The sequence below is a fragment of the Meridianimarinicoccus aquatilis genome (assembly GCF_004358675.1).
GTDB lineage: Bacteria > Pseudomonadota > Alphaproteobacteria > Rhodobacterales > Rhodobacteraceae > Meridianimarinicoccus > Meridianimarinicoccus aquatilis.
In genome coordinates this window covers 24,385-35,407 of sequence record NZ_SMZO01000036.1, presented here as the reverse complement: position 1 = coordinate 35,407, position 11,023 = coordinate 24,385, and the positions used below count along the sequence as shown (strand labels likewise).

10 protein-coding genes and 1 tRNA gene are annotated in these 11,023 nt (G+C 55.8%); 2 read left to right on the top strand and 9 right to left on the bottom strand.

Features of this window, described 5'->3' with window-relative positions; all coding sequences use genetic code 11:
• The coding region (locus tag E2L05_RS14320) for an IS256 family transposase (protein ID WP_133342215.1) at positions 1-734 on the top strand (734 nt) is incomplete at its 5' end.
• A gap of 8 nt (positions 735-742) precedes the next feature.
• On the opposite strand, the gene E2L05_RS14315 is transcribed toward E2L05_RS14320, so the two are convergent.
• The 7 genes from E2L05_RS14315 to E2L05_RS14285 all read right to left on the bottom strand — a co-directional run bounded on the left by E2L05_RS14315 (position 743) and on the right by E2L05_RS14285 (position 8,535).
• Positions 743-2,878 carry a type I restriction endonuclease subunit R gene (locus E2L05_RS14315; RefSeq protein ID WP_133343586.1) on the bottom strand — a complete coding sequence of 712 codons (2,136 nt, stop codon included), beginning with the start codon at positions 2,876-2,878 and terminating at the stop codon, positions 743-745.
• 57 nt (positions 2,879-2,935) lie between these two features.
• Positions 2,936-4,279 (bottom strand): restriction endonuclease subunit S, encoded by a 1,344-nt coding sequence (locus E2L05_RS14310; protein WP_133343585.1) that lies wholly within the window; start codon positions 4,277-4,279, stop codon positions 2,936-2,938.
• Positions 4,276-5,445: an N-6 DNA methylase gene (locus E2L05_RS14305; protein WP_243721992.1), complete on the bottom strand. Its 1,170-nt coding sequence runs from the start codon at positions 5,443-5,445 to the stop codon at positions 4,276-4,278. Before E2L05_RS14305 ends, E2L05_RS14310 begins: the two co-directional genes overlap by 4 nt.
• A gap of 12 nt (positions 5,446-5,457) precedes the next feature.
• Positions 5,458-5,796, bottom strand: coding sequence for a type I restriction-modification system subunit M N-terminal domain-containing protein (locus tag E2L05_RS21130; RefSeq protein WP_243721991.1), 339 nt, complete (start codon positions 5,794-5,796; stop codon positions 5,458-5,460).
• 138 nt (positions 5,797-5,934) lie between these two features.
• A complete protein-coding gene (locus E2L05_RS14300) occupies positions 5,935-6,582 on the bottom strand; it encodes a hypothetical protein (protein ID WP_133343584.1) in 648 nt (215 codons plus the stop codon).
• A gap of 31 nt (positions 6,583-6,613) precedes the next feature.
• Entirely contained in the window at positions 6,614-7,477 is an 864-nt protein-coding gene (locus E2L05_RS14295) for a hypothetical protein (protein ID WP_133343583.1), read from the bottom strand.
• Between the two features lie 377 nt (positions 7,478-7,854).
• Positions 7,855-8,535, bottom strand: a complete 681-nt coding sequence (locus E2L05_RS14285; RefSeq protein WP_133343581.1) for a hypothetical protein — start codon at positions 8,533-8,535, stop codon at positions 7,855-7,857.
• Between the two features lie 184 nt (positions 8,536-8,719).
• Between E2L05_RS14285 and E2L05_RS14280 the strand changes: the two genes are divergently transcribed.
• A tRNA-Val gene (locus E2L05_RS14280) sits at positions 8,720-8,794 on the top strand.
• Between the two features lie 366 nt (positions 8,795-9,160).
• Here E2L05_RS14280 and E2L05_RS14275 read toward each other — a convergent pair.
• Both E2L05_RS14275 and E2L05_RS14270 read right to left on the bottom strand, forming a co-directional pair.
• Positions 9,161-9,955 (bottom strand): SDR family NAD(P)-dependent oxidoreductase, encoded by a 795-nt coding sequence (locus E2L05_RS14275; RefSeq protein WP_133343580.1) that lies wholly within the window; start codon positions 9,953-9,955, stop codon positions 9,161-9,163.
• 1 nt (position 9,956) lies between these two features.
• The gene (locus E2L05_RS14270; RefSeq protein WP_133343579.1) at positions 9,957-10,928 is read right to left on the bottom strand and encodes an LLM class oxidoreductase; all 972 of its coding nucleotides are present in this window, start codon (positions 10,926-10,928) and stop codon (positions 9,957-9,959) included.
• Positions 10,929-11,023 lie beyond the last annotated feature (95 nt).

The following is an 11,023-nucleotide window of genomic DNA, read 5'->3' as shown; positions in this document are numbered from 1 at the left end:
TCTACATCTGGGCTGATGGTGTCTACTTCCGCCCACGAATGGCTGAAGAAAAACAATGTGTCCTGGTGTTGATCGGCGCGGATGAATGGGGTCGAAAGGAAATCATCGGCCTTGCTGATGGCTACCGCGAAAGCACCCAAAGTTGGCGAGAACTGCTGCTTGATCTGCAACGACGCGGGCTCACCCACGCGCCTGACCTTGCCATTGGTGACGGTGCTTTGGGGTTCTGGCATGCGCTACGCGAGGTCTTTGGTGCCACGAAAGAACAGCGCTGCTGGTTCCACAAGACCGGCAATGTTCTGAACGCGATGCCGAAGTCCGTTCAGGCCAAAGCCAAAGGTCATCTGCACGATATTTGGCAGGCCGAAACCCGCGTGGATGCCGAGGCGGCCTTCGACTTCTTCGTCACAACCTACGGCGTAAAATACGACAAGGCCGTCGCTAAATTGACCAAAGACCGCGACGTGCTCTTGGCATTCTATGACTTCCCCGCTGAACATTGGAAGCACATCCGCACAACCAATCCCATCGAAAGCACCTTCGCCACGGTGCGGCATCGCACTGGTAAAACCAAGGGGTGCCTCAGCCGTAAAACCGGGCTCGCCATGGCCTTCAAGCTGATGATGTCAGCCCAGACAAAATGGCGCAAACTCGATGGTGCCAACCGCATGCCCGAAATCATCGAAGGGATTGAATTCAAGGACGGGATCAAGCAACTTCAAAGTGCCGCCTGATCACGCCGTCACCAACTTTCGGGCATAGCTCCACTCACACCCGTCTTTGCCTGATCTGATTGGGAGTAGTGCGCGAGTGCGTTTTTGAGGTCTGCTGCAATTCCGATGTAGTCGACAACGAGACCCGCAGGCTTGCCTTCAAACACTCGGTTCACGCGAGCAATGGCCTGCATCAGCCCATGACCCTTCATCGGCTTGTCCACATAAAGCGTATGCATGCAAGGCGCGTCAAAACCGGTCAACCACATGTCCCTGACAATCACGAGTTTGAGCGGATCGGTTGAATCTTTATATCGGTTCCGGATGGCCTCCTGCTTCGTCTTCGAGCGGATGTGCTGCTGCATCTCGGACGGATCTGATGCGCTGCCGGTCATGACAACCTTCACTTCGCCTGTGTCGTCCGTATCCCCGTGCCATTCCGGCCGGGCAGCGACGATGCGATTGTAAACCTCAACGCAAATTCTCCTGCTCATGCAGACGATCATCGCCTTGCCGTCAATCGCCTCGATGCGGGCATCAAAATGTTTTAGGATGTCAGCTACAACTGCATCGATCCTGCTGTCAGCGCCGACAAGGGCTTCCACCTGCGACCATTTCCTGGCCACAGCATCGGCTTCGTCTTCTTCGAGGTCTTCGGTCGCCTCACCAAACTCCTCGTCGAGTTCGTTGGCGATGTCTTCGTTAAGCTCGATCTTCGCAACCCGCGCCTCGTAGTAGATCGGCACGGTGGCTCCATCTTCGACTGCTTGGGCGATGTCATAGATGTCGATGTAGTCGCCAAACACACCGCGCGTATTGGCCCCAACCAGTTCGACCGGCGTCCCAGTGAACGCCACATAGACAGCGTTCGGAAGAGCCTGGCGCAGCTGATATGCGAGACCGTATTTTACATCGCCTTCCTTGGTCATCTTCGCGTCGAACCCGTATTGGGTGCGGTGCGCCTCATCCACCATGACGATGACATTCGAGCGATCCGTGATCTCAGGGAACACGCCGCCCGCATCCGGCCGGAACTTCTGGATGGTCGAAAAGACAACCCCGCCAACATCGCGGTCCAACAGGGTCTTCACATCGCTGATGCTGTCGGCCTGCACCGGTTCCTCGCCAAGAATGTCCTTGCAGCGTGCGAAGGTGGCGAACAGCTGGTTGTCCAGATCGTTACGATCCGTCAGCACCAGCAGCGTCGGGTTTTCCAGAGCTGGATCATACATCACCCGTCCGGCAAGGAAGGTCATAAGAAGCGACTTGCCAGAGCCCTGAGTGTGCCAGATCACACTGGCTTTGCCATCCCGACCGCGCGCGCCGGTAATGGCATCCATGGCTTTGCGCACGGCAAAGAACTGGTGATAGCCGGCAACCTTCTTGATCGGGCCTTTACCCTCATCCTCGAAGACAACATACCAGCGCAGCAGGTCGAGCAGCGTCTGCCGGTTCAGAAGCCCGCGCGCCAGTGTTTCCAGCGCAAGGTCGGTGCCCGCGGGAACCAGTGTTTCCCCATCCAGCGTGCGCCAGGCCATGAATCGGTCCAAATTGGCCGAGAGCGAGCCATAGCGCGCCGTGAAGCCGTCGCTGATCACATTGAGCAGCGTTGTGCGGAACAGATCGGGGATGTCGGCCTTGTAGGTCTCGATCTGATTGAAGGCCGCTTCGATGTCCTTGCCTTCGGTGCCTTTCAACTCGATCACGACCAGAGGCATCCCGTTAAGGAAGATAACCATATCAGGGATGCGAAGGGCCTTGCCGACCACATCCACCTGATTGACCGCGCGCCAGTCGTTGTTTTGATCGCTCCAATCAACCAGATGCACAACCGCGCCGCGCTCTTCGCCGTCCTGCACATAGGTGGCCTTAACGCCCTCGACCATCAGCCGGTGAAGGCGGTGGTTTTCTTGCACCAAATCGGTGGTGAACACCGCGTCGAGAACCTTTTTCGACGCATCCACCAGGGCGCGTTCGGGCAGATTAGGGTTGATGGCGCGCACGGCGTCCAAAAACACCGGTTCAAGGACGGTGTCGCGGTTACTGGCGCGCAGGGCGGGTTTCACATCGGGCGAGAGCTGTGCCCCATGAATCAGCTCACAGCCCAGATCGCCCATTTCCTCCATCAGGAAGTCTTCTAAATCCGCTTCAATCAAGAACGCCATCACATAACCTGCAAATTTTCTTTTAGGCAAAAGCCCTAATATGAAAAGGCAGCCGCATTACGCGACCGCCACCACCTGTTCCTTGGCCTCACCCACGCGTAGCTCGCCCGACATCAGACGCGGCAAGAGCGTGTCGCGGAGAGTGGCGAGGGTTTGGTTTTCATAGAGGCAGGCGCAATAACGATCGAATAAGGGAGCAACCTGAGTTTCGAACGCAGTCTCCACAGTTTCCGGTGGGACTGACACCGGGAATGCTTCAAGGTCTTTCCGAGTGATATGACCAAGGCCGATTGTCTGCTTGTTGCGAGCAATCTCGGCCATTTCCGGTTTGAAATAGCGGAGGGCACAGAACAGCGCCGCGCGGCTCATGCGCCCGTTGTCCCTTACCGCGAAGATATGCTGGTTCAGCCATGCATCTCCAAGGGGCCAAACGAAGGCATCGATCGAAGTATCCGGGTTCCCCGACCACGAGAACAACAACTCGCCGCGTGAAATCCGATAGCGGTCACCAAGATCGGTTGCGGTGAACTTCGTGTTTGCCGTGACCCCGGCTTTCAGTTCTGCGATCTTGATGACTGGCAGCGCATCTGCATCGGTAGAGAAATGCATGTTCTTATAGGCTGCCCCGTTCACCCATAGCGCTTGATCAATGAATGGCTCCGCCGACCAGCCCTCAGGCAAGCCATCCTCGCCGAAATTGTCGGGGAAGAGGGCGGCGGTGGTGGCGTCCATGTGGGCGGGGGTGCGGCCTGCGGCTTTGGCGTGGACGGGGTCGAAATCGACGAACCAAGACCGATAGAGCGCCCGTGCCATCTCTTCCAACGTCGCCGCTTTCTTGCGGTTCAACTCAATCTTGTCATCCAGCGCCCCAAGGATCGCCGCGATCTCGCGTTGTTCTTCGATTGGCGGACAAACAACCGGAATAGCCGCAGCAAGCCCAGTGTTTAGGTGCGGCATTGTTGCCCCAACCGCATTGCCTTCAATCCATGCACAAACTTCAGGGTGCGACAGGTAATTAGCAAGAAAAGCCGGATCCACAGCAGAAGCATTCGATCTGATCCGAAGACACCCTGTTCCACACAGCCAACCAGTCTCTCGCTCACCAACCAACGCTCGCTTTGAAATGTCGCCGCGCCTTGGATAAACAATATCACCCCTACGCAGCTGAAAGCGACACAAGCGCAAAAGGTCTTCTTCCGAAATACGGGCGATGCTCTCTGTCGAAATGCGGCCCCCTTTTATGTCTTGCGGCATAACGCACGGAGTGCCGACCTCAACATAGTCCGAAGCATGAAGTTGACTTCCGAAAGGTCCGGTTTGAATGGATGCGTCTGCTCCTGAGCAGAGATCGCTTAGCGATCTTACTTCCCAAGGCGCCCAAAGCGGGAATAACTCATTCATCCCAACACTCCCAACCGATCCTCAATCTCCTTCTCCAGCCGCCGGCCCTCGGCGAACTGGCCGCGCAGTTCTCCCATCAAACGGGTGAACTTTTCCTCAAAGGGTTCGCCGTCGTCCTCGACGGCCCCTGCACCGACATAGCGGCCGGGGGTGAGAACGAAATTGTGTTTGGCGATTTCCTCTGTCGTGGCGGATTTGCAGAAGCCTGCCACATCTTCGTATGCGCCTCCGTCCGGCTCGCCGCGCCACGCGTGATAGGCGGTGGCGATCTGTGCGATTTCATCCGGCGACAGTTCTTTTTGCTTGCGCGATCCGGGCACCAGCGCACCCATCTTGCGGGCATAAATAAACAGCACCTCGCCGCGCCGGTCGCGCAGCTTGGCGTCCTTAGCTACGCCGTTAGATTTGTCCTTGGCCAAGATCCACAGGCAGGCCGGAATCTGTGTGCCATAGAACAGCTGCCCCGGCAGGGCGACCATGGCGTCCACCGCGTCGCCCTCGACCATGGCACGGCGAATTTCGCCCTCGCCCCCCGACATGGACGACATCGATCCATTGGCCAGCACCACGCCGCCAATGCCGGACGAGGACAGGTGCGCGTGGATATGTTGAAGCCAGGCAAAGTTGGCATTGCCCACGGGCGGCGCGCCAAATTTCCAGCGTGCATCCTCGCGCAAGAGATCGCCAGACCAGTCCGAGATGTTAAAGGGCGGGTTGGCGAGAATATAGTCGAACCGCTCATCCGGGAAGGCATCTTTGAGCAATGTGCCCTCGGAATTCCAGCGGATCTCGGAAAAGATCCCGCGAATGGCAAGGTTCATCCGAGCCAGGCCATAGGTCGTGTGGTTGCGTTCCTGACCGTAGATGGCAATGTCGTTCTTTTGGCCCTTGTGGGCGTCGATGAACTTTTCGGACTGCACAAAGAAGCCGCCGGTGCCGCAGCACGGATCATAGACGCGGCCCTTGGTCGGTTCGATCATTTCAATCAGCGTATCGACAACGGGTTTCGGGGTGTAAAACTCGCCCCCGCGCTTGCCCTCGGCCGAGGCAAACTCGCCAATGAAGTATTCGTAGACGCGACCAATCAGGTCGAAGTCTTCTTCACTGCCGGACAGTTTGAAGTTGGTGAAGAGGTCCATCAGGCCCGACAGCATGCCACGGTCCATGATTTCCTTGCCTTAGACCTTGGGGAGCGCGCCTTTCAGGCTTTCATTGTCGGCCTCGATCGCGCGCATGGCATCGTCGAGCATGACGCCGATCTCGGGGCTTTTGGAGTTCTTGGCCAAATAGGACCAGCGCGCCCTTTCTGGCACCCAGAAGATATTCTCGGCTAGGTATTCGTCGCGGTCCTCGGGGTCCGAGTATTCATCTGCCGCGAGTTTGTCATGAAGGCGCTGAAACGACTCCGAAACATAGCGCAGGAAAATCATTCCAAGCGCCACATGTTTGTATTCGCCGGGGTCCATGTTGCCCCACATTTTGTCCGCGGCTGCGAAAAGGGTCGTTTCGATGCTCATACTGCTTCCTCAAAAAGTATTGTTTCTTACTGATAATATGGGGATGAAACCCATTTCCCAGAAACGTATTTTATCAAATAATTCTTGCAACCATAGCGTGAAGCTCGTTTGGCGCAAATCATTGTTTGGCGGGGGTAATTATGAATATGATAGTAGATCGCGGACATAGATCTTTCCCTTCGCCAGACCCAACCGCATTGCAGGATTCTGGCCGTCGCCATCGACCGGAACCAGCATATAGTTGTAATAGAATCGAAGGATGGCAACCATCTTCGGAACCATTTCAGGGTTGTAGAACGAATAGGCATGCCAGATGCGCTGTTCGTTGGATGCCGTGGGAATCCCACGCTCGAAAGCGGGGACGCGCCGCCTGGCCATATTGAAATATGCATCCACCGGATGAATGGTGGCGTTTGCGAAGAACTTAGCCAATCCATCCCAGCCCATGTCATCCAAATCTGTTTTAAGGTGGATAGTCTTGTATGGTTCTGACTTCGTGTGAAAAGGCCAAGGCACACCTGACTTCGCGAACTTTGCGGCTCTTTCGGCTGGCGAATACCTTCGATAGTTCTTCCATAACAAGATCAGGGTGATTGCCTGGAAGTCGCTCAGATGAGGGAAATGAGCTTTAACCAGCGCCATGTTTTGAGCTTCGACGGCAATGGCGTTGGTGAGCGTGGCTCTGCCTTGGGACGCTAGGGCTTGGCGATCATCGTTGATCATACCCTTCTTGAAGCTGACCTCCGCGACATTCACGCGACCGGCCTTGATCGCCTCTACATTCAAGGCACATACGGCCGCGACAAGCCCTGCTTCGTCATCGATGCAATAGTTTATCGATGCAATAGTTTGCGGCTTTGAACCGATCTCCGACCAGCTTTTTCACCAACATCATGTGAGCGAACTTGAATACATCGCCGCGAACCCAGCTTCCACGCCCAGGAAGCCGCAACTTTCCCGCCGTGGCAATGTCATCCTTGGAAAAACGCGCGCCTTGTGAACGCATGAGGGAATCCTGATACTCTGATGCGGCCCAAAGCCTGGCGTGCTTACGCATGCTGCGCGGCAATCCAAAATCACCGCAGCGTGTCATGATGCCTTCAAGATCATCAGGAGAGACATCCGCATCGTAATCGACGGTGGCCGCTACAACGAACTGGGAGAATTTGTGGACGGTTGCCATATGCAGCAGGGGAATTGTCCCGCGCCTCTGTTTGACGGGCCAGTTGACCAAGATGGTTTGAATGTCGGTCGAGAAAAATGGGTTTCGATCCTCAAAACAAACATCCAGGCGTTTCTCGCGTTCGTGGGAAAAGGCCACGGCCTGCCGATAGAGGAAGTCAATCTTGCCGTGGATCTGCTTCAAGCTGACCTCATGGATTTCACATATCCGGCTCAGAGGCACCTTTTTCACCAGGCACTTCATGATTGCGCCCGGGTCATCCGTCGACTTGTGTCGCCGTGTGGGTCTGCCGATCGAAAAAGTCTTCTTGCATGATTTGCATTGATACCGGGGATCACCCTTCGCCGTTTTTCCAAAGGAGGAGTACGAACTGGGGCTCAGGGAAACTGCCGTTCCATGGTTTTCACAGGCCTGATTTTGGCGATGTTTTCCGTTTGTTCTTCTATTCAGTCGGCGAAGTCTCCAATATTCTTCCGCCACGGCGCGGTTGGATTTCACGATGTTGGATATCTCACACGAAGGCAGAAGTAGGTCTGCTCCTCACCGGACCCGGTGATCTTCCCACGGTCGCCAGTTGGATTAGGTTTTCCGCGCCTATCAAGCGGATCGGTGAACCACCCGAAAGCGTTGCAGAGCGGGTTTCTGCAAAAATTTACCGAAAATCCACCTACGGTTGTCGGAAGCCTTCTCTTTTCAACTCCCGAAGATTTCTTCGAGACCTTTGAGGCAGGCTTCTTCACACTTTTCTTTGCCATAGCCTCGCCTGTAAAAGGAAACACCCCGCCAGACTACTGACGGGGTGCAAGACTTTCAACATTTACCGCATGGGCTGGCCTCACAGGCTCCCTTTCTCGTTTCGCTAACCCTCGATCCGATCAGGTCTTGCGCCGCCGCAAGGCCGCCAGCCCGCCAAGCCCGCTCAGCAGGAGCGCGGCGGGCAGGGGTCCCGGCACCGCGGTGGTCCCTGCTGCGGTCAGCACCAGATCGTCGACTGCGAAATCGTTTCCGCTGAACCCGGTGGACACGTTGATCAGCTCAAGCCTGCTGGAGGTGCTGTCGGCGGTGAAGCTCAGAAAATCCTGTGCCCAGACATCCAGTGTTCCGAAGCGGTCGATGACATATGTGCCCACGGAGGTGCCGTTCACCTTCAACTCGGTCGTGACGTTGCTGCCGAACCAGATCATGCCCCAAGCACTGAAATCATAGGTCGTTCCGATGGTCGTGGCGACGGTCTGACGCCAGAACACCTGGGTCGAATTCGTGCTTCCGTTCACGAAGAGCGCGTCCCCGCTTCCGGTCGTATGATCGCCGCCGCGCCCGTTCGCACTACTTCTCCCGGAGAAGGCAAAACTGATATGCGGCCCGACGATGGCCGACCCGGCACAGCAGTCGATCCGACGATACTGGTAATCCGTCTCGAACCCGACGGGCGGGTTACCGGCCCCCCCGGTTTCGAAATCCCCGTTCACGATCAGGTTCACAGGGGCGGCGGCGACCGATAAGGCCGCGCTTGCGGCAAGAGCCGCAGCACAAAAAACAAACGCGATGGTTTTCATGAAAGATACCCTCCCAACTCAGGTTAACTGTTAATTTTAATGAGCCAACTCGGGAGCGATTTAAATATGTATTCTACACAATGATTAACGATCGGCATCGCCGTCCGAGCGCCTCGGACACCGTGATACACCGGCGCAAAACGCGCTTGCAGCGCGCCGCAAGGGACGCTAAACCGCCGCCCACGGGTGATTAGCTCAGTGGTAGAGCGCTTCGTTCACATCGAAGATGTCAGGGGTTCAAATCCCTTATCACCCACCATTTCTTTATTTTCGGTGATCTATGTGCATCGCGTTTTAGGCACGCAAACGCTGGCTTGGAGCTGCTGGTCACACAGACGTAACACCGAGAACTTTCGTCGGTCGGAAATGGTCTCGTGCAACACGCTGTAGGTGCGGGTGCGAACCATTGGTTACACTGCTTGAAAGATGTTTACAGACAAGTCTGATGGTCTGGGATGGTCACGGGAAACAAAGTTTGGGGTCGTTTAGACTCACGTTGAATGCGATAGGTCGCTATCGCGCATCATGTCGCCTGACGGCGTTTTGACCCAGTACCGTGATGAAGTTGTGCCGCGCAATAGGCTGCTGCGAATGAAGTGAAAATGATCCAATGACCCCAGTCCGATCAGGGCCGAGTTACGCTTCGGATTTGTTTGGTGATTGCTTCGACAACGTTGCCGACCTTAACTGCATCGGCGGCGTCGGGATGCGGTGCTGCGAAGTTCCCACTGTCGTTGTCGAAATAGCGCCCCGACCCGTCCGCAAATTCGTCTGAAAGAGCTGCGCTGATCAAAACACTGACCCCGATATTGAGATCGCTCCCAGCAGTCCCAAACCCCTCCCTCACCATTTTCGTCGCCAACAGCGAGCCGGGGTTCACTGCGACAGAAACAGGACCCTCCGGATGACGCGCTGAAAAATTCTGGCTCCACATTGTCAGGGCAAGTTTGCTTTGCGCATATGCCTCCATGTCACCCACGCGCCGTTTGCCATTCAATACGTCGAGGTCGACCGGAGACTGCGCTGCGGACGACAAGTGTATCAATCGACCGTTGTTTGGCACGAGCGGCAATAGCAGCTCGGATAACAGGGCCGGGGCAAAAGTGTTGACGACGAAACGGGCGTCTAATCTATCGTCTGTGCGCGGTGAGACTAACTTGAGCACCCCTGCATTGTTGATCACAACGTCGATATGGTCATGAGACGCTTTTATGACTTGCGCCATAGCGCCCACTTGCGACAGGTTCGATAGATCGGCTTGAACGGCGAATGCATCTGATCCAATCTCTTGTGCCAATGCTTCAAGCTTTTCTGCGCTTCGCCCATGGACGATCAAACGGTGACCTTCTTCCGCCAGTTTCAACGCAGTCGCGCGGCCGATACCGTCAGTCGCACCCGTGATGAGAATAGTCTTTGTCATGCTATGATCCTTTGGTGAATGCGGGCAGCACGTGCTCTGCAAGTTGTGTGAGTGTGGTTTCAATAGGGCCGGTACTGAACCGCAGGTTCAAAGCCACATGGTTTATTCCAATGTTCTCGAGTTGCTTCAGATACTGCACGAGAGGGCGATGACCTGATCGAAAGCCCAGATGGATCGGGCTAGGCGGCTGATCTGGGTCATCGGCAAGATCAAAATAGAGCGGTTGCAGCACGGGCTTGGCGGGCTGATCAAGCCGTGTAAGGTTTTGACGCCAGTGCTGCAGAACACGGTTTTGAACGTCCGCAGGGCGCGGATAGGTCATCCAGCCATCACCGTTTTCGGCAATCCAGTCATTGGACTGGCGACTTGACCCTGTTACAAGAAGTGGCAGCTTGGATCCGTCTGGCTTTGGCAGCATGTCAATCGGGCTGGCAACCGTACCAAATGCATTCGTGATCTGCGGGGCGGCTTCGCCCATTGCGCGAATATAATCAAAACTGTCGCGAAAGGCCTGTGCCCGGCCGTTAAAGTCGGCATTCATGGCCGGGTATTCCTCTGGCCGGTCGCCACAGGCGACACCAAGGATCAGTCGTCCGCCAGACAAGGCATCCACGGTCGCGCCTGCCTTTGCCACATGTGCCGGATGGCGCAAGGGCAAGATAATGCTGGATACGCCCAGGGCAATTTCTGAGGTTTGAGCAGCGAGAAATCCCAAATATGTGAACGGATCAAAAACCTGTCCTGCGTCGCCAAAGCTTGGCACGTTGAACGGCACGTCGCGCAACCAGACGGCTTTGAATCCAAGCGCTTCTGCCAGTTTTACACGATCCAGATGATCCGACATATCTGGTACTGGAGTGTGCTCATATTGGGCGATTGGCACGACAAGACCGAGGCTAAGCCGACCATTTTGGAAGGTCGTATTAAAACCGCGATTGATCTGCGCAAAGTGTGATGTGGTCTCGTCGCGCATTGGGCAACCTCCGGTGGGGCGCACTGCCTTTCAAAGGCAGCGCATTTGGTTCAGGCAAGATCGTCTTGGCCTGCAATCAAGTAGTGATGGTTGAC

Excerpts from the sequence above, each read along its gene's own strand:
- E2L05_RS14315 (WP_133343586.1), bottom strand. The coding sequence starts at position 2,878 with ATGGCGTTCTTGATTGAAGCGGATTTAGAAGACTTCCTGATGGAGGAA.
- E2L05_RS14310 (WP_133343585.1), bottom strand. The coding sequence starts at position 4,279 with ATGAATGAGTTATTCCCGCTTTGGGCGCCTTGGGAAGTAAGATCGCTA.
- E2L05_RS14305 (WP_243721992.1), bottom strand. The coding sequence starts at position 5,445 with ATGGACCGTGGCATGCTGTCGGGCCTGATGGACCTCTTCACCAACTTC.
- E2L05_RS21130 (WP_243721991.1), bottom strand. The coding sequence starts at position 5,796 with ATGAGCATCGAAACGACCCTTTTCGCAGCCGCGGACAAAATGTGGGGC.
- E2L05_RS14285 (WP_133343581.1), bottom strand. The coding sequence starts at position 8,535 with ATGAAAACCATCGCGTTTGTTTTTTGTGCTGCGGCTCTTGCCGCAAGC.
- E2L05_RS14275 (WP_133343580.1), bottom strand. The coding sequence starts at position 9,955 with ATGACAAAGACTATTCTCATCACGGGTGCGACTGACGGTATCGGCCGC.
- E2L05_RS14270 (WP_133343579.1), bottom strand. The coding sequence starts at position 10,928 with ATGCGCGACGAGACCACATCACACTTTGCGCAGATCAATCGCGGTTTT.